Source organism: Cognataquiflexum aquatile (assembly GCF_003316845.1).
In the GTDB taxonomy this organism is placed as follows: domain Bacteria; phylum Bacteroidota; class Bacteroidia; order Cytophagales; family Cyclobacteriaceae; genus Cognataquiflexum; species Cognataquiflexum aquatile.
In genome coordinates this window covers 433,540-452,501 of record NZ_QMIK01000004.1, presented here as the reverse complement: position 1 = coordinate 452,501, position 18,962 = coordinate 433,540, and the positions used below count along the sequence as shown (strand labels likewise).

At 42.4% G+C, this 18,962-nt stretch carries 13 protein-coding genes; 2 read left to right on the top strand and 11 right to left on the bottom strand.

The features are described from left to right. The first annotated feature begins 154 nt into the window (after window positions 1-154). The gene (locus DQW11_RS13475) at window positions 155-1,723 is read left to right on the top strand and encodes a M81 family metallopeptidase (protein WP_113924588.1); all 1,569 of its coding nucleotides are present in this window, start codon (window positions 155-157) and stop codon (window positions 1,721-1,723) included. A gap of 507 nt (window positions 1,724-2,230) precedes the next feature. On the opposite strand, the gene DQW11_RS13470 is transcribed toward DQW11_RS13475, so the two are convergent. From DQW11_RS13470 to DQW11_RS13415, 11 genes are all read right to left on the bottom strand, one after another. Continuing rightward, on the bottom strand, window positions 2,231-2,443 hold the full coding sequence (locus tag DQW11_RS13470) for a hypothetical protein (protein ID WP_113924587.1): 213 nt from the start codon (window positions 2,441-2,443) through the stop codon (window positions 2,231-2,233). Between the two features lie 350 nt (window positions 2,444-2,793). Next, complete coding sequence (locus DQW11_RS13465) at window positions 2,794-3,051, bottom strand: VF530 family protein (protein WP_113924586.1); 258 nt, start codon at window positions 3,049-3,051, stop codon at window positions 2,794-2,796. A 122-nt stretch (window positions 3,052-3,173) separates the two neighbouring features. After that, a complete protein-coding gene (locus tag DQW11_RS13460; RefSeq protein ID WP_113924585.1) occupies window positions 3,174-5,015 on the bottom strand; it encodes a hypothetical protein in 1,842 nt (613 codons plus the stop codon). 161 nt (window positions 5,016-5,176) lie between these two features. Further along, on the bottom strand, window positions 5,177-5,458 hold the full coding sequence (locus DQW11_RS13455) for a hypothetical protein (RefSeq protein ID WP_113924584.1): 282 nt from the start codon (window positions 5,456-5,458) through the stop codon (window positions 5,177-5,179). Window positions 5,459-5,496: 38 nt separating this feature from the next. Further along, window positions 5,497-7,674, bottom strand: a complete 2,178-nt coding sequence (locus DQW11_RS13450) for a DUF5916 domain-containing protein (protein ID WP_113924583.1) — start codon at window positions 7,672-7,674, stop codon at window positions 5,497-5,499. 226 nt (window positions 7,675-7,900) lie between these two features. Then, the gene (locus tag DQW11_RS13445) at window positions 7,901-8,707 is read right to left on the bottom strand and encodes a metallophosphoesterase family protein (RefSeq protein WP_113924582.1); all 807 of its coding nucleotides are present in this window, start codon (window positions 8,705-8,707) and stop codon (window positions 7,901-7,903) included. A 2-nt stretch (window positions 8,708-8,709) separates the two neighbouring features. Then, window positions 8,710-9,426 (bottom strand): DUF3307 domain-containing protein, encoded by a 717-nt coding sequence (locus DQW11_RS13440; protein ID WP_113924581.1) that lies wholly within the window; start codon window positions 9,424-9,426, stop codon window positions 8,710-8,712. After that, on the bottom strand, window positions 9,423-10,067 hold the full coding sequence (locus tag DQW11_RS13435; RefSeq protein WP_113924580.1) for a hypothetical protein: 645 nt from the start codon (window positions 10,065-10,067) through the stop codon (window positions 9,423-9,425). Before DQW11_RS13435 ends, DQW11_RS13440 begins: the two co-directional genes overlap by 4 nt. Window positions 10,068-10,179: 112 nt before the next feature. Next, window positions 10,180-10,641: an IS200/IS605 family transposase gene (gene tnpA, locus DQW11_RS13430; RefSeq protein ID WP_113924579.1), complete on the bottom strand. Its 462-nt coding sequence runs from the start codon at window positions 10,639-10,641 to the stop codon at window positions 10,180-10,182. A gap of 977 nt (window positions 10,642-11,618) precedes the next feature. After that, window positions 11,619-11,816 (bottom strand): hypothetical protein, encoded by a 198-nt coding sequence (locus tag DQW11_RS13420; RefSeq protein ID WP_113924577.1) that lies wholly within the window; start codon window positions 11,814-11,816, stop codon window positions 11,619-11,621. Between the two features lie 226 nt (window positions 11,817-12,042). After that, window positions 12,043-14,799 carry a M14 family zinc carboxypeptidase gene (locus DQW11_RS13415; RefSeq protein ID WP_113924576.1) on the bottom strand — a complete coding sequence of 919 codons (2,757 nt, stop codon included), beginning with the start codon at window positions 14,797-14,799 and terminating at the stop codon, window positions 12,043-12,045. A 287-nt stretch (window positions 14,800-15,086) separates the two neighbouring features. Between DQW11_RS13415 and DQW11_RS13410 the strand changes: the two genes are divergently transcribed. After that, complete coding sequence (locus DQW11_RS13410) at window positions 15,087-18,923, top strand: PVC-type heme-binding CxxCH protein (protein ID WP_232826746.1); 3,837 nt, start codon at window positions 15,087-15,089, stop codon at window positions 18,921-18,923. The last annotated feature ends 39 nt before the right edge of the window (window positions 18,924-18,962 follow it).

The window sequence follows — 18,962 nt, the reverse complement described above, 5'->3', positions numbered from 1 at the left end:
CCTCGGCAATTTGAATTACAAACTCTACTAAATAAAAAGGTGTTTGATCCTATTGAATTTTTCATAATCCCAAATTTGTAGCAGCGGTCCCTTCTCTTGTGATATTTTTTAGTATTATAGTAATTCCATACAACGCAAACCTTCCTTTTCCACCATGAACAAAATAAAGTCAAGTCTCCCAATTTTCATATTCCTCTTTATCCTCGTGATTGGATGCAGCCAAAAATCCACTCCTGATGATTTGCCTCGGATTGGCATTGCCGGAATCGCCATTGAGTCAAGTACATTTTCACCGGCTGTCAGTGAAATCGACGCTTTCAAAGTCAGTCGTGGCGAGGAGGTTTTCAATTTGTACCCATTTTTCTCCCCTGATTCCGCCAACCGCAAGCGTGCTGTTTGGCTACCGGCACTTTATGCGAGGGCTTTACCGGGAGGAGCGGTTACTCGCGAAACATATGAATCCCTGGTCACCGAGATGTTGGATTCCTTGCGGAAAAATGCACCTTATGACGGACTTTTTTTTGATATCCACGGCGCCATGAGCGTAGTCGGATTGGACGATCCTGAAGGCGATCTCATCATGAGGATCAGGGAAGTAATCGGCACCGAAACGGTGATTTCTACATCTATGGACCTTCATGGAAGCGTCTCACCAAGGTTGGCAAAGCATACAGATCTGATTACCTGCTACCGATTGGCACCGCATGAGGATGCCATGGAATCCAAAAAAAGGACTGTGGATAATCTTCTGGAGCGCTTAGAAAAAGGATTGGGAAAACCTGCCTACAAGGCTTGGGTGGCTGTACCGATTTTGTTGCCGGGTGAAAAAACGAGTACGAGGATTGACCCTGCCAAGAGTCTATACGCTAAAGTAGCCCCAGCGGCAGATCAGGAAGGCGTCACAGATGCGGGAATTTGGATTGGCTATGCTTGGGCAGATGAACCGAGGAATCAAGCTTATGTCATGGTGACAGGTGATGATGGGGAATTGGTGAAGAAAACAGCAGGCGATCTTGCCAAGAGCTTTTGGGATGTCAGGCATAAGTTTGATTTTATTGCCCCGACAGCTTCTTTGGAAGAAAGCCTTGATAAAGCGGTAAGCAGCGATAAACGACCCTACATCATCAGCGATATGGGAGATAATCCCACAGCAGGAGGTGCCGGTGATGTCACTTGGACCTTGAATGAAATCTTGATGCGGCCTGAATTCAAATCCGAGGATGGACCTTCTCTCATCTATGCCTCCATTCCCGGACCGGAGTTTATAGAAAAAGCAGTAACTGCCGGGGTTGGTGGCATGGTAGAAGGATATGCCGGTGCCAAGGTGGATGCCCGTTTTTCCCCACCGGTTTTTCTTTCCGGCAAAGTGACTTCGATTGTCCATGGTGATCAGCATGCCGTATCTGAAGTGGTCGTCAAAGTCGGGAGTGTCTCTGTGATAGTGACCAAAAAGAGAAAGCCCTATCATTTGGAATCAGACTTTACCAGACTTGGTTTGGACCCAAGGCAAACTGATGTGGTGGTAGTGAAAATTGGCTATTTGGTACCCGAACTTTATGACATGAGGGGAGATTGGATCATGGCACTTACTCCGGGAGGTGTGGACCAGGATTTGGAAAGGATGGAATTTAAGCGGATCAATAGGCCGATGTTCCCTTTTGACAGGGAGATGCCAGATCCTGACCTCAGCCCTAAACTGATTCCCTTGTCCCACGAAAATTAACGTTAAGATTTAAAATCAGGATCTGACAGACTTTCAAATGCAAACAGGGTAACTTCAAGGCTTTTTGGTAAAGGAAAAAATTTGAATTCAGATTATTTACAATAAGTTACAAAATGGCTTCTGACATGGATTAAATCAGCAAATTACCAATGAATTGTTCTTGGTTTCCTGTTTCTAACACTGACCAAATGAAGATTTGTTAGAGCTATTTTCCTAAATAAGGCAGGCCTTATAGACCTGCCTTATTCATTTTTATCTAGTATCAAAAGCGAAACCTTCGGCAAAATCCTGAGGGTATTCTAATAACAGGAATAAGTAGATATAGCTAAAAAAAACCGGGGATTCCTGAAGTTCAATCCTTCAAAAATCCCCAGACCAGAATGCTGACCATTTAACCTTTAACTCAAAAATAAATGAACCTTATAGGATCATTACCAAAAAACCAAAAACCTGTACTATTACTACAATCTACGCTTATTTAATTTTTTCAATTTCAAGAAAGCCAAATCAGACTGATACCTTCCTGCTTTTCAAGCTGTAAGACCTCCAATAATACCAAACAAAACCGAGTTGCGGAGCAAACAACAAAAATGCGTTTGGAAGAATGGCGGATACAGAATTACCGATTTCGATTCCTGCCAAATCATAAAATGTCAGGATGGAGAGCACAGCAAAAAGTGCATACAAATTCGCTTTAATAAATTTTGTTCTGTTTTTCATAACAAATTGGGTGGGGATTAAACAATATTTCAATTACAAAACTGAAAAGAAACCATTGTTCATTGGGTGATCAAGTCTCTATTTCGAATCTAATATGGAACAAAAAAATCTAAATACAAACTCCTGCAGTGACCTGATTTCCTGTCTAATAGACTTGAAAATCGATGGCTTGACTCTACTTTTTTTACATCAACCAATTATTGTAAATCAGTCCGAAGAATATGTATTTTATCGCTAAATAGAAGTTGATTTTTTTTCTTCCGAGCCAAAAAAATATTTACTTTTTTTTTTTAACACTCCGATAAATAGACTTATGAATCCAGCACTTGTTACCGAAATATTCTTCCGGTCTATCCGCGCCTTTCTCTTTCTATGGATTTGACATAAAAATCTTCAACTTTTTTTCTTGCCCAATCTGTCTTTCGCAAAAATTTAAGGCTTGAATTGACAGATGGGTCATGTGTAAAACACCTGAAACTGAACCTGTCGCCAAGGTATTCCCAACCATGTTTTTTTACCAGATAATCCAGGATATCGGCGAGTCGCACACCATGAAGTGGATTATTGATTTGTTTATCGGGAGCATTGAGATTGTCTTCGTTTTCCATAAGGCAAAGTTATGGTTTATTGGCTTGGAGGCAAATTTGGGAAAACAATATGCGTTTGAATGTTTGGTAATTGTCCAAAGTACGGTTTGCAGAAAAAGTGAATTCATCTTCAATAAACGCCGTCATTTCCCGATTTCCCCAAAACTTAAAACCAAAATCTGTTGGGTTTCGGAAAAAGTCGTCGCCTCTAAATACACGTTTTTCTCTTTGTCAACCGTCCCGATGTAGATCATTTTATGGGCAGCCAACATCATTTTGAGCTCATTCAAATCCCCAAGAAAATCAGCAGGAATGTGGTTCCCCACTTCAAGAAGGTTGAACTCAACTCCTTCTGCAAAGGCAAGCTCTGTGAATAACCTATCGAGGTTTTTTTGAAAGGAAATCTGGGCGATATACCTAGCTGCAAGTTTATGGGAAAGAACTGTGTTACTTTTCAAAACATTTGTGTGGAGCAATTGTTCGGTAACAGGATCGCCTAAAATGGTGACAATCTTGGTCATGAACTGACTGTCATTTCGGTTTTTGGAAACCAACAACATCGTTAACCTAAAACCCTGTTCGTCATCCAGGTTAATAATGATATTATCATAATCCACTTCATGGAGACTTTTGAGAAATGTCGGGGAAAAATATTTTGAAGGTTCCTCAAACACAAAATGTGATTCCTTAAGGGAGGCCAAACTAGACACATCCATAAAATCATCAATATTTCCCAAAGGCCATTCATTGCCTACCACACATATTTTTTTACTTGCCGCTTCTTTTGGAGGGATGATCGCGTCATTTTTGACAAAATTAAGCGGAGAGGAAATTGGCTTGTAATGGAGATCTTTGATGTTTTTGGTAAGAAAAAGCAACCAATCAGTAGATTTGAGCGATTTACCAAAAGGGCAGAGACTCATCTCAAAACCACCGTCCTTATTGATCCCGGAAAAGCCCAATAAGGTCCCTCCTTCAAAACTGAACAGCAATTGCTCGAATAAAACACCACCCAAGTCACCTTTATCCAAAAATCTCTTTGGGTCAATAAAATGGATGGTAGACCCATCAAAAGACAAAATTTCGAAGAAAGCTTTATAGTAGACCACATCGACTTTTGCCCTTGCCAGAATACTGCCAATAACATCACCAGGTGTGATAACCGCAAACAGGGCTCCCGCGCCAAGAGAGGTAAGTTCTAATGCGATATCTCTGCTATCCTTATTGTTGGACAATTCAATAGAGCACTTTACTGGATGTCTTGAACCCTGCCTGTCGGACAAATGCTGAAAAAACGCATGGTTATTTGTCAGGGTAGTAAGTATTTTCAAGTTGAAATTATCAGCAGCAAAGGGATCGTCTTCCTTGTCAGGTAGAAGGATTACAATTCCGGTAGCATTTGAAATCGACAGCCTATCATATGTTTTGAAAGCCAATACATCACCCTGCCTAATAAAAATATCCAGGTTGTTCCATCTTTCTTTATCCAAAAGGGACCGGAAAGAATTTACCACATCGTTATCAGAAAAGAGGAGGACCACATTTTCCATGGTTCCTTTGTCCTTGGCTCTCAGATTAAACTGATCCAGGATCAATGGCAATTTTATATTATAGTTTATAAATATAGTATGCCCAGTACCTTTAAAGGGCAATGATCCACTCTTGATATTATCAATCAATTTGATCAAGGCAGCGGACAAAACGGAAATGATGAATGAAAATAAAATCATTCCCAACAATACCTGGATCAGCCCTGCTACCATTTGTATAGGACCGGTAGTTTCATAAAAATAAGCCGGGTCTGCAAAAATTTTATAGCTCAGCTGGAGGCTTCCTAAAAAGGGAGAAAGGGCTATGATAATGAAGGCACTTGTAAGGAAAATGGCAATAAGCTGTACCCAGACTGAAGCGAGTGCAAAACGCTCGGGGGTAAGTATCCTCCTGGAATTTCGGATAAATAGTTTAAGTCGTTCGAGTTTGGGCAAGGTCGGTGTCAGGTTTTGCTTTAAATATAATAAGCCTCAAGCACTTTACCACAAAAATCTAAGTTGGTATTTCAAGAGTTCCTGACTGATAATCGGGAAGTAAGAAAGAAGCAGCATAACCGGGAAATAGTATAACCGAAAATTGACATTGAATCAAATACTCAATAAGGACGGTTTAATCCCAAAACAAAGGAAATCCCTACCAAAACCACAAAAACCAATACTTTTAGGATTTTTAGAAAATTGGGCTGTAGGTTAAGATTTGATTTGGACCTGTCCAAAAGGTGGGAGACAAAACCCGAAAGTCCGCCTGCAAAAGGAATCATGACCAAAGGTAAGATTATCTGGTAATCCGGACCATGGTCCGGAATTGCTCCAAACAGACAAAAAATCATTAGAATTAGCCATGCAAGGATTACTGATTTGAAGACCTTCTGTAGCATTCGGAAAGCTTGATTTTAGTTGGGCGATGCAAATTTAATTAAATATTCCACCAATAGGTAAATTTCAGGACAACCGATCTGTCTTTGGCGAAGAACGGCGCAGGAAGGTAATTATCGGTAAATACGAGAAATATATCCGAGGCTGGTTTGAACCTCCATTGGACCCTTGTGTTCAGGTTGATGTTGTCCACCTGTTCATTGTATTGAACAAAGGCCGTGATGAAAAACTTGTTTGTAAGTGTCAGGTCAAATCTCGGGCCCACCAGCCAAAAAGAAGTGATTCCCCATGGTTCTATGAGATGGATTTCGTTGTAATTGGCATTCATCGTCAGACTGAAATAAGGCTGGAATCTGTATCCCAATTCTCCACTGATGTTGTACCTGTTTCCCTCAGCATAGTACCCTCCTACCCTCGTGGCTAAGGCATAGGTAAATATACTTTGGGGCTTGGAAGTGAATTCAGTCCCCCAAGAAAACCAACGGTGTTCGGTCCCTGCGGCCAATGTGGCACCTGATGAATTGGTCGGATCAAAAGGCTTGAGAAGCTTGATATAATCATGTGCAAACCAAGTGGTAAAGACACTTTGAGTTCTGAACCTCACTTTGTATGAAACATAGGTTTCATTGTCGGTCTGGTTCATTTTGGTATCAAAAAATGATTTGGTACTGAATTCAGGACCATGGCTGAGGATTTTTTTACTTTCCGGAAAAAACAGGTATCCGACCAATGGATTTACTTTGTAAAAACCTGTTCTTGGAACATAACCTACTTCTGCTGTATAATTTTCAGAGACATATTCATGTTGAAAATTCCAATAAAGGTTTCCGCTGGTGTAGCGGAGATTGGCTGCATAGACGAGTCCGTTGCCGGGTTTCAATGGGTTGAATGATTTCAAAACAAAGGCCTTTCCTGTCCAAAGATTATTGGAAGAGGCATAATTGAATTCAAATCCTACATTCCGGTCATATTCGGAGGTGGAAACTGAATCTTCAGGCAATGGAGGAGTAAACATGCCGGCTTGCCGTGTCACCACAATGGCACTCAAGTTGGACCTTGCAAGCACTCTTCTTTGTAAAGTAAGGACCGAAAAATTCTGGGCATCAAGGTTTTCCTCCTCCACTTGACCTGTCTGCATGGTCATGGCCCCTATCCTCCAATCCTTGTTTAATTTCCCACTGAGTCTTGCACCTGCCTGGATAGGAGCTTTCAGTCCTATTCTTCTGGAGAAAAAAGGCCGGATGGTTTCATATCCGAAGTTGGCAAAAAGGTCTCCATTTTCGAGAAAAAACTGCCTCCTTTCCGGGAAAAAGAGTTCGAACCTATCCAGATTGGTCACTTGCTTGTCCACCTCCACTTGGGAAAAATCGGGATTGACAGTTAGGTCAAGATTCAGTGCAGAACCAAGTCCGATTTTGGCATCCATTCCAAAAGAACTCCTATAAACCGGATCCTCTCCTTCCTTTCGGTTTTGGGAAAGACCTCCCAATCCATAGGGAATCACAGAAATATTGGGCCCGGCAGCAGGCGGTGGATTGTCCCAAACAAGGATTCCCGTGTAGGCCAAAGATGCTGAAGGAAACTGACGGGGAACAGGTGCCCAACCTGATTTTTCGGTGGTCTTGAGGTCGAGGCGGCTGAAATTGATGCCCCATTCCTTGATTCCTGATTTGTAACGGATGGATTTGAAAGGAATAGAAGCTTCAAAAACCCATCTGTCATCATAATTTGTGACTTTTGACTCCCACTTATTGTCCCAACTCAGGTCGACCTTACCGCCATCGTACATGATACCGTCCCATTGTGCCCCGGCGGCATTGGCACCAAATGAAAACCCGTTGATCTGATCATCAAAGGGGTCCATAAAGAGCAGGAAGTTGTCATTTTTACCAAAACTAAAATCCCGTCTGAGGGATTCTACCATGTAAGGGCCCTCGAGCGCATGGTAATTCACCACAATCAAATAGAGATGCTTGTCGTCATAGGCCATCCTGACATCCGTCCGGACTTCAGCGAAGCTTGTGTCCATAGGTGTAATCATAAAAAAATCGGTTGCCACTTCCGCATCTGTCCATGATTGCTCATCCAATTTGCCATCAATCACAATTGGATCGACGGTTTTTCGGATATTCAGCCGGTATGCATCATTGATTTTTTGGGAAAAAGAAACAGATACGACACCGAAGCAAATAAAGACCATCAGGATGGCTTTCTTCATGGAATTTTGGGGGAATAAAAGCGAGTACGTACGAAAGTATCCCAACACCTATGGAAGTTAAACATTTCTTTTTCCAATGTCGGTGTTACTGTTAAGGGTGGGAAATTATTGGTTTGAAAAAATGAAAAAAATCCACCTCAGATATTGGCGATAATTGAGACAAGTCAATAAAATATTGAAAAAACCAAAGGTGAATGTTCCCTATTTTGGATTTTTGGGGAATAAATCAAAGCGTATGTCCGCTCAGAATCATCCCGTCTGCCATCGCCTTGAGGTAAGTGACGACTTTTCCGTCTTCCCCGACCTCACATACCCTATAACCTGGAAATGGTGAACCCCAACTTCCTCCAAAATGTCCCGACCAAAGATAGGGTTTCTTTCTGTTCAGCATGATTCCGTCCACGTCGTGGTCATGGCCATGGAAGATGGCTTTGACATTGGGATAAGCCGCTATCAATTCCAAAACCTCCCCGCAGGAAACACCATGCCTAGTCCAGTCATTTTGGGAAATATGGATAAAGATAAATACGTGGGAAAGAGATTTGAATCCCTCCAGTTTTGATTTCAAAAATTCTGTATCTACACAAAGGTATTCCCCTGCCTGATTGGAACTATTAGCCAAAATAATCCCATAATTCTCTTTGGATGTAAATGCAAAATCAGCGGGAATTCCCCAAATCGTTTCCCAATCTTTTTCTGAAATCCGATCATGATTTCCTTTGACCGGGAAATAAGGAACGTTCAGTTTGTCATAGACGGCTTTTACTTTGGGCATCAAAGAAGGTTCATCGTGTATCAAATCTCCATTGAAAACCACGAAATCCACCTCTTTCTCGCTGTTGACCGCCTCGATCAATTGCTTATGGAATCCCTCAAAATCTGTTTTGGGCTGTCCATAATGTCCGTCTGAAGCAACGATAAATTTGAGTTTGCTACTTTTAGGAAAATGCATTTTCCCAAAAGTCATAAACGGCATGGCCGTTACCCCTGAGGTAACCAAAGTTAATTTTTTAAGAAAGGGACGTCGGTTCATAGTCAGAAGGTTTTTGTAATGTATAAGGTAGCCAAGGCCGTCAAAATTGCCATGCCAAAGCTCATCAATGTTCCTATCAGGATATATTCAGTCAACTTACGGTCTTTGGATTCCTTGAGGTCTCCAAACCTGAAGACTGATTTGGCGGTGATCAAAAATCCAACTCCCTCCCAATGGTCTGTAAGGATGAATACAAACACGAAAAGTCTTTCCAAAATCCCGATGTATTTTCCGGCATTGGACAGTGAATCATTTGCTTTATCAAATATTTTCAATGACCAAGGCTCCAGCAAAACATTCATAATCACCGATACACCAAAACTCAGGAAACAAACTGCTGCGAGTATAGTCCAAAAACCAACGGATTCAAAAATCCAAAACCATGATGTGTCCGGATAAAACCAAACCAAAGATACGCCAACCAAAACCAGAATATGGAGCAGTTGGTCTACGATAAACCAGGATGTCTTGGTGCTTTTATTTTGAAAGGAAAGTTTGGCGAGGTCAATCAGGAAATGGGTAACCGTCACTGTCAGCGCCAAAGCCCAATACCTGAAATCCCATACCAACAAAAGTATAAGGACCCCATGGATCAAAACGTGGAGATACAGCTTGGGAGAGGCCCATTTTTTGGCTTCCTTTTCAGTAACCCATGATTTTGGCTGAAGCAAAAAATCCCCTAGGATATGCGCAAGCAGTATTTTTATAAATATGATCATGGCAACAACCTTTCTAGCTTTTCTTTATATAAATCATTGAGTTCCAGCATTTCGGAATAATACGCTCTTTGGAATCGTGCACTCACTGAGTTCTGTTCGATTCCCAGAATCTCCCCGATTTCAGCCTGTTTCAAATGCGGCTTTTCCAAAGCAATCTTCATGATTTCACCCGAATTTCCTGACCAATTGTCCATGACGATCAGCGCCAGTTTGAGCATCAGGTTCATTTCCTTGTCAAAGTCCAACCATGGGCTTTTTACCATCAGGTTTTGGTTTTTGCTCCGCAAGAGTTCAAAAGCCTCTCCCGAATTGATATAGGCTGACCCTGTTCTTGTACCGATGCTGTTAGAATCTTGTTCCTTTTCTCCGATTCCAATTGACATTCTTACATCCAACGGAGAAGTTCTCTTCTCCACATCCTGGTATTTGATTGATTTCAAGGTGGCTTTGATCAGCATGGCTTTGTACAATGCTACCAATGGATTGTTGATCTCCAACTGAAAGCTGTCTCCCCTAAAAATCTCCCAGGTGTCATTCTTTTGACCCCATGAGTTGAGTAAAGATTCCAATGGAACCAACCAATCCTGCTGGTTTGCCACCTTTCTTGAATCAATGATATCTCCTGTAATTATTGCAAGCATGTCTAAATATCGATTAAATAATCGATAAATCAAAATATCATCTAATAAGATGATAAATTATAATATCTATTAATAAGTAGATAAATTAAAAAATTGATAATTCTCTCAATGATCAAATAATCCATTCAAAGAGATATTCCTCCTTATATTCAATTTGAAATTTCTTGAGAAAGGCAACATACTCATCCCGAAACGTATGAATTTTATGATGCTCTTTTTGATTCATAATGTATTGGATCACATTGTCCAAAGACCGTTGACCATGTGAAAAAGCGCCATATCCATCTTGCCATTCAAATTTCTGCTTGGTAAATTTTCTTTCCCTTATGAAATTATTCGAGGATTTTTTCACTTCTCTCACCAAATCTGAAAGACAACAATTGGGCTTCATTCCAATCAAAATGTGAATATGGTCAGGCATTCCATTGATGGCCAAGAGTTTTTGATCTTTGTTCAGAATAATTCCTGAAATGTACTTGTATAACTCATCCTCCCAGTTTGAAAGAATGAGGCTTTTTCTTCCTCTAACCGCAAAGACAACATGGACATATAGCTGCGAAAAAGTACCTGGCATGGTGAAGGCTTTTAAGTAAAATGATCAGAAGGTTTAAGTTCTCAAAAAGGGAAATGAATTCAAAATCTGAAGTCGATATTAAACGCTTAAATATTTGAAACCCACATCCCAAAGGAAAAAAAATATTCGTAATGAAAATCATTCGACCGGTTCCCGGTCGAGCAACATTCGATCCAATGATTTTCTATAAATATGTGACCCGTTCCGGGTCGAAATAGGAGCCCGTGAGAAAAAAACTCAACGGTATAAACAAACGCCTCTCCCATCCCAAAGGGATGAAATATTTATAATTGAACAAACAACAGGTCAGGCCCTCCGACCCTGAAGGGGTCGAATAAAAAAACACTCATAACTAAAATCATTCGACCGGTTCCCGGTCAGGCAACATTCGATTCAATGATTTTCTATAAATATGTGACCCGTTCCGGGTCGAAATAGGAGCCAAATTTGAATGAACCGTTTCAGCTCGCTGAAGGAGCCAGTGAGAAAAAAACTCAACTGCATAAACAAACGCCTCTCCCATCCCAAAGGGATGAAATATTTATAATTGGAAAAAAACCGGTCAGATCCCCAGACTCTGAAGAAAATCATTCGACCGGTTCCCGGTCGAGCAACATTCGATCAAATGATTTTCTATAAATATGTGACCCGTTCCGGGTCGAAATAGGAGCCAAATTTGAATGAACCGTTTCAGCTCGCTGAAGGAGCCCATGAGAAAAAAACTCAACTGCATAAACAAACGCCTCTCCCATCCCAAAGGGATGAAATATTTATAATTGGAAAAAAAGCAGGTTAGACCCTCCAACCCTGAAGGGGTCGAATAAAAAAATATTCGTAGAAAATCATTCGACCGGTTCCCGGTCGAGCAACATTCGATCAAATGATTTTCTATAAATATGTGACCCGTTCCGGGTCTTTAGAATGTTCTCAAAAAAATAGAAACCCCAATCATTGTCATGGGGGTTCTACCATAAACTTTAATTCTTACCTCTCGACATGATCACTCCAATGATCAACAGGGCAACGCTGATAATCACAGGAGTCCAATTGGCGGTGCTCACCGCAATATCCATCCCAAATAACTTAAAACTTTCCGAATCCTGCATCGCCTGCACCCCGAATACCAATGTTCCTATTCCCCCGAGAATTGCCAAAATTATTCCTATTACTTTCATGTTTTGGTTGGTTAGTATTCTTCAATTTAGAGAATTTCAGAATGGAAAACGTTACACATTCTTTGGTTTTGAAGTGAACTGATAATTCCATCTTTCAAATCGGTACCCAAATACCTGACCAAAGATTATTTGAAAACAAAAATCCCACAGAAAGTAGAAAACCAAGAGAAAGCAAATTCTCCATCGTTTAAAATTTCTGCGGGATTCAATTCAAGATGAATTATTGCTATCTCATCCTGTCCCAATTGATTATAGCATTCCACACCATCGGTGCATCGGCATGGTTGAGGTACCGGTGCAGCGGATCGAAAGTAAAGGCAAGGACGTTTCCTTTTCCGACGGGAACATTAAAGACTGCGCCGTGACCCACGATTTTATCTTCATTTCTGACCATACCTGCAACCACATAAGGAGCATCTTTTCCTTCGGGCTTGACAGGTTTCTCCACTTTGGGCTTATCAGGCATCCCCATAATCGGACCTTCAAATTCCAGTTCGTCTTTCAATGGTTTACTTCCGTATTGCACGAGCATCAGGTTACGGTTATACTTGTCAGTTTGTAGCAAAGGACCATTTCCACGGAAGATGGAAAATGTTTCAGGATACCCATACATTACAGGGTGGCCTGTATTTCTTGCTTTGGCATTGACGATAGAACCGGGATGGAATAAGGCGCCCTGATCGGCAGTACTGAGTTCGGAAGTGATTCCCAATTCGGACATGATGGCGCTGGAATTATCCAAAGTGATCAAGAGTCCACCATCTTCCACAAATTTTTTCAAATGATCAACTCCCAAAAATCCGGGGCCGCCGGTCATATCTGTCGTCTCATCAGGAAAGCCATGGGATGGAAACTCAGCAGTTTTGGTAAATGGCATTGGTCCAAATTTTTTATCCACTCCATGTACAAAGCGTTTGGCATTTCCATTTACCCTTGGCACCAAAATGACATCAAATCGGGTTTTCAGATTGCCGGCCTTTAGGTCATCTTTGTCAATTGAAGTGTATGGAATACCTCTTTCTTCGAAAGTGTACCTCGACCAACCTTCATCTTGGGTATTGTACCACGTGTGGTAGATGGCCACTTTCGGCAATTTAACAGCCTGCTGATCCGCCGCAGAGACATTGGCACCTCCTGATTTTAGATCCAATCCAAAATCCGAAGCTACCTTTTTGGCTAGGTCTGCATTGATTTTTTTGATCAAAATGGCTCCTGCCGAAACGGTATCTCCATCGACAACAGTCTGCTTAGGCAGAATGGTGATTTCAGCATTTTTATTGGCAGCTTTGACGGCATACAGGGCTGGAAGCACAGTATTTTGTGCCTTGTATTCCAATAAATAGGTACTTCCCTGACCATCGACTTTACCTACATATTTTGGATTTTCTGCAAGCAGCTTGAGTGAAGAAACATCAAAATCAATGCTGTCTTTGGATTCCACTTTGACGCCATAGAGGTAAGGCAATGTCCAAGCGATCGCATCATATGGAGGATATTTGGCGTCTTTGGGATATGCCTGAGGAGTCAAAAGCGACACTGCAAGATTCCTATACGGTTGTTCTGACAATACCACGTAATTACTATCTGACTCATGGACTTCGATACCCTGAAGCATCAGCTGCTTCGCAAGGTAAGCCACCATGGCAGGATCACGTTGTTCTTTGGCGATGGTGAAAGCTTTTGCACCTTCAGTTTTCCCCTTTTCTACACTGTTATATCCTTTTTTATAAAAATTCTGAAGCAGCATTTTACCATTATTGGCGGCATAGGACAGCGAAGCGATGACACCGGTCAAGGTGTAGTTGATGTTATTTCTGAATGACCAATAGACCTTTCCTGTGGCAGGATCTGGACGGTACCATTCTTTGGACGTGACAAGATCTCCGGCAAATCTCGCATTGCTCAAATCTCTTAAGTAAGTATCTGCTCCGGCATTGCCAAAAGTTTCATAAAAGCGGCCGTTGGAATTGTGATTGTTCGCTACCCAAATACCATAACCCGGCCACCAACCATCATAAAATGCCCACGTAAACGCCCCAGGCAAACCTTCTGAAGCAACTTTTGCTACATCATGGTTGGCCATGATCTGCCATTCGCTGACAGTAATCGGGTCCACAAAATCATTGTAAGGACCTGTTCCTGTAGAAATGTACAGCAAGGGAACCGACTCATGCAAGTCAAGCATCACTGTAGGATGGAACTCAAAGAAGCCCTTGAAGATGGATTTGGTGATTTCCTGTGAAACCTGCAAACCATCCCTATTATTGTCATGGAAGACATATTTGGCCCAATAAGGAGAAGACCTTGGGAACCCATCATCAAATTCTTTTCTTCCTTTGGAATAGCGGTAATACCAATCGACCTGCTTGTCCAAGCCATCAGGTTCAGAAATGGTGTTGATGACAGTGATCACATTGTCACGGATATCTTTAATATCGGAAGATTGGGAAGTTGCCAATCTGTACGCGAGTTCCATCAGCGCTTCCGGTGAACCCATCTCGGTAGCATGCATTCCGCCACTGACATAATACACAGGCTTGCTGTCCAAAATGATGGTCTCTGCCTGTTCAGGGCTCGTTTTTCGTGGATCTGCTAATTTTGCCAACTGGCTTTTGTAATGGTCAAGACGCTTGATTGCATCCTCATTGCCGATGACAATCAGGTAAAAAGGCCTACCCTCTTCGGTTTTTCCCATCTCCTGCATGTGTACCAAAGGGGAAGTTTCCGCGAGTTTTTGGTAATACCCGTAGATATCGGCCGAGCGGTGAACATGACCTTCGGCACCGATGATATGTCCAAAATGCTTGAGTGGGGAAGGAATCGTGGGATGGTCGACTACATCTAAAAGGAATTCGGGAAGAAAGCGCTTGTCTGTGGTAAATTCCCTGATTTTTTGGTTGTAAACTTCATCGATTTTTTGTGCCTTCAGGGGAAGTATTGCTATAAAAAAAAGCAATACCCCAAGGCGATAAAATCTATTCATGGTGGTTGGATTTAAATGAAATATCAAGCTACAAAAAATATATAGAACCCAAAGCGGGATTTTTTTAATGGGTGAAATTGACAAAGCCTTGCTGTTCAAAAGGGAGAGGTATTAGTACAAGATTTCGACCTGATTACTGGTGGGCTTATCAATATTGATCGGATTGTCACTATCTATTTCCCTTAGACAATTTTCAAAGAAGGAAATAAAAGAACAAATGTTATATTAAAGATTCCATTTTAAAATAGACCCAATCAAACTATTTAACCCACCCAAAATTACCATTTATGAAAACTTCCTTCATACCAAATTTGATGGTTATTTTCTTGTTGTTTTTCACCCTTGGATGCAAAAAGAATTCATCAGAAAATTCAAATCAGTCGGAACCTACTGAACCAACGACATTGAGGTTGGAGGAAGATCTTGAAAAAGGAACCATTTCAATTTTCCGACAGGGAGAAGACGAACCTATTTTGGTCCAAAATGCGAAAGATGATTTCAGACCATTTATCCATCCGATCGTAGCACCTGACGGCAAAGGTCTCCTTACCGAATACAGCCCTGGTCACCACAAACATCAAACTGGATTGTATTGGGGATTTACAAGAGTCAATGACCGGGATTATTTCCACAATCCACAGGGAGATTATTGGAAGAAAGTGGCTTCAAACATTGTCGAAAAGGAAGGTACTGAGGTGAAATGGCAGACAGTTTACCACCTATTGGATGAAGCTGGAGAAACAGTTATGGAAGAAACCCAAAACTGGAGTATGAGAGAAGAGGGTGGGAAATACTTTTTGGATCTGGAGTGGAAAGGAGAAGCGATCAAAGATATCGTGATCGGCAAATACGATTATGGAAGTTTATTCCTAAGAATGCCATGGAAGGAAGGCATCAAAGGTGAAATAGTGAATGCTGCACGCCAGAAAAATGAAAGTGCTGAAGGCCAACCATCGATGTGGGTCAATGTGGCCATGCAGGTTGAAGGTCGGGAGGACATGGCCAATGTTGCGATTTTTGACCATCCTGAAAACAGAGGATACCCTAACAAATGGCGGGTAGATGGTCAGTTGGGATTGGGGCCTGCATTTACTCGAGATGGAGATTGGACGATTCCCAAGGGGAAAATTGAAACGCTCAAGCACCAACTGGTCATCTATACCGGAGAACTCAATGATGTGAAAATGACCGAAACCTGGGGCCAATTTTCTGGAAAAGAAGGTATGTACAATACTACCGAGCTTTGGGCATTGGCCCAAAAAGAAGGAAGAGAAGCAAAATTTCTCAACCCTCAGGAGGCTGTGGAAGCGATGACTGTCAAGGCAGGTTTCAAGGTGAATGTTTGGGCATCCGAACCGATGATGACCCAACCCATGGCGTTTTGCTGGGATGACCGGGGCAGACTTTGGATTGCAGAAAATAAAGATTATGAATCACGGGGATATGGTTTTTCCAGTTCGGGAGATAGTCGGATCCTAATATTAGAAGATACGGACGGCGACGGTGTCGCTGACAGCAAAAAGGTTTTTATAGAAGGGTTGGCCTTTCCGGCAGCCATTGCGGTCGGATTTGACGGTGTCTATGTAGGTGCTCCGCCCAACTTGCTATTTATCCCTGACAAAAATGGCGATGACAAAGCCGATAAGGACAAAATTGAAATCCGACTTACCGGATGGGGAATTCAAGATAGACACGAAACACTCAACAGCCTTCATTGGGGACCGGATGGATGGCTGTATGGTTTGCAGGGATTTGCCACTCCTTCCAAAATCCGCAAACCTAACGGAGATGCAAAACTCTATTACCACAATGATGCATTTCCTGAGGACTTATTGGAAAAAGAAGGCGTTGACATCAACGGTGGCGTGTGGCGTTACCATCCTGTCAAAGACCGCTTCGAGGTCGTGGCACATGGATTTAGCAATCCATGGGGCATAGACTATGATGCAAAAGGGCAGCTTTTGATGACCGCCTGCGTGATTCCACACCTCTGGCATGTGATTCCAGGAGGGATTTACCATCGGCAGGGAGGACAGCATTTCAATCCTTATGTCTATGAAGACATCAAAACCATCGCTGACCACAGCCACCGTTCGGCACATGGCGGAGCTCGGGTCTATCAGTCCGATGCCTTCCCAAAAGAAGAGCAGGGAAAGATATTTATGGCCAATATCCATGAGCATGCGGTACTGTCGGACATTTTGGTTCCAAAAGGTTCAGGCTATCAGGGAAAGCACGGGGATGAATTTATGATTGCAAACAATGCCCAATGGGTTGGATTCAGCATGGAAATCGGACCGGATGGAGCGCTTTATGCCTTAGACTGGCATGATGCGGACATTTGTGGAAAGGAAGTTTTGAATGAAGAGACTGGTAGGATATTCAGGATTGCACCAGAAAAATCTCTTGCGAAAGACTTCGAAGGCAGGTATTCTGATTTGAATAAAATGAGCGATAAGCAATTGGTCAGCCTCCAAACCAATCCAAGTGATTGGCATGCGAGGCGGGCAAGGGGAATCCTTCACAAAAGGAAAGTAAACGGAAAGCTCCAAGCCACTACCATTACGGAATTGAAAGCCATTTTCGAAAAAGACAAAAACCCCGATTGGAGATTACGGGCAATGTGGTCTCTGCACCTGACAGGGGGATTTACCGAACAGCAACTGATCCAAGCGCTCTCTGACAAAGACCCACATGTACGGGCTTGGGCCATCCAATTACTCTGCGAAGACATGAAGCCGTCTGCTGCGGCGGTTTCTAAGTTTAGGGTAATGGCAAAAGAAGACCCCTCCCCTGTTGTCCGGCTGTATCTCGCATCCGCTCTCCAAAGGTTGGCAACAGCCGATAAATGGGAAATCGCCGGCAACCTTGTCCTACATGCCGAAGACGCCAATGACCACAACCTACCCAAGCTCATTTGGTACAGCATTGAACCCCTGATGGCGGAAAATCCCGACAGATTTCTAGCCCTATCCAATTCCTCAAAAATCCCCTTGGTCACCCAATACATTGCCCGCAGGGCAGTGGATGAGGACGAATTGGGAAAATTGGTAACACTGATAGGGAAAGGCGGGTCAAACACAGAACATCTTTTGACAGGCATGTTGGCTGGCATGGAAGGACGGACAGACTTGAAAATCCCACAAAACTGGAAAACCGTGTCCGACAAACTCCAACAATCCAATGGAAAATCGAAGATATTAGCTCAGGAAATATCAGGTCTCTTTGGAGATACCGAGGCCACGCAAAGGGCTCTTGCTTTGCTCAAAAATAAAAATGCACCCATCGCTCAAAGGAAAAAAGCTCTTCAAACGCTGACCGCACAGCAACAAAAAGAACTTCAGGCCGAGTTGCCAAAACTATTGCAGGAACCAGCGATGAAACTTGAAGCAATCAAATCCATTGCTGCCTTTGACAATGAAGCATTGGGTAAATTACTGATCGACAATTTCTCCAAATTCAATCCCGAGGAAAAACTCGCAGCCATGCAGACGCTTTCTTCAAGGCAACGTTATGGCGGCATGTTGACCAAAGAAATCAAGGAAAAAAGGATTGCCAAAAGTGAAGTTCCGGCAGGTGTGGCGAGGCAATTGCTCCGTGTAGTGGGAAGTGGTTTTATTGAAGTTTGGGGTCCGATAGAGCAGGTTGCAAGTGATGAAGCAGCTTATAAAAAATACAGGGCGATGATTCATCCCACTTCTCTTTCGTCAGCTGATTTGAAAGCCGGAAAGAAAATTTTCCAAAATACCTGCGGAACATGTCACAAGATGTTTGGTGAAGGAAGTGTGATTGGACCGGATTTGACAGGCTCTAACCGCGCCGATACAGAATATATCCTGCTGAATGTCTTGGAACCAAGTGCCGAAATACAGGATGATTACAAAATGGTCGTGATCAATACCCGTGATGGAAGAACTTACTCCGGCAATGTGATCAATGAAACACAAAGGCAATTGACGCTGCGGGTAGTCGGTCAGGAACCTGTAATCATCAACAAATCCAGTATCCTATCCAAAGAAGTGACTCCTGTTTCCCTGATGCCTCCTGGCCTATTTTCCAACTTGACCGAAAAAGATATAGTGGACCTGATGGCGTACCTGAAGACAAGTAAGAGGGTGGATTGAGGGGGTGGTTATTTGGTTATTGGAAAAAAGTCAAAAGTT

Coding starts and splice junctions, on each gene's coding strand:
- DQW11_RS13475 (WP_113924588.1), top strand. CDS start 155: ATGAACAAAATAAAGTCAAGTCTCCCAATTTTCATATTCCTCTTTATC.
- DQW11_RS13410 (WP_232826746.1), top strand. CDS start 15,087: ATGAAAACTTCCTTCATACCAAATTTGATGGTTATTTTCTTGTTGTTT.
- DQW11_RS13455 (WP_113924584.1), bottom strand. CDS start 5,458: ATGCTACAGAAGGTCTTCAAATCAGTAATCCTTGCATGGCTAATTCTA.
- DQW11_RS13470 (WP_113924587.1), bottom strand. CDS start 2,443: ATGAAAAACAGAACAAAATTTATTAAAGCGAATTTGTATGCACTTTTT.
- DQW11_RS13420 (WP_113924577.1), bottom strand. CDS start 11,816: ATGAAAGTAATAGGAATAATTTTGGCAATTCTCGGGGGAATAGGAACA.
- DQW11_RS13445 (WP_113924582.1), bottom strand. CDS start 8,707: ATGAACCGACGTCCCTTTCTTAAAAAATTAACTTTGGTTACCTCAGGG.
- DQW11_RS13435 (WP_113924580.1), bottom strand. CDS start 10,067: ATGCTTGCAATAATTACAGGAGATATCATTGATTCAAGAAAGGTGGCA.
- DQW11_RS13415 (WP_113924576.1), bottom strand. CDS start 14,799: ATGAATAGATTTTATCGCCTTGGGGTATTGCTTTTTTTTATAGCAATA.
- DQW11_RS13465 (WP_113924586.1), bottom strand. CDS start 3,051: ATGGAAAACGAAGACAATCTCAATGCTCCCGATAAACAAATCAATAAT.
- DQW11_RS13440 (WP_113924581.1), bottom strand. CDS start 9,426: ATGATCATATTTATAAAAATACTGCTTGCGCATATCCTAGGGGATTTT.
- DQW11_RS13450 (WP_113924583.1), bottom strand. CDS start 7,674: ATGAAGAAAGCCATCCTGATGGTCTTTATTTGCTTCGGTGTCGTATCT.
- tnpA (WP_113924579.1), bottom strand. CDS start 10,641: ATGCCAGGTACTTTTTCGCAGCTATATGTCCATGTTGTCTTTGCGGTT.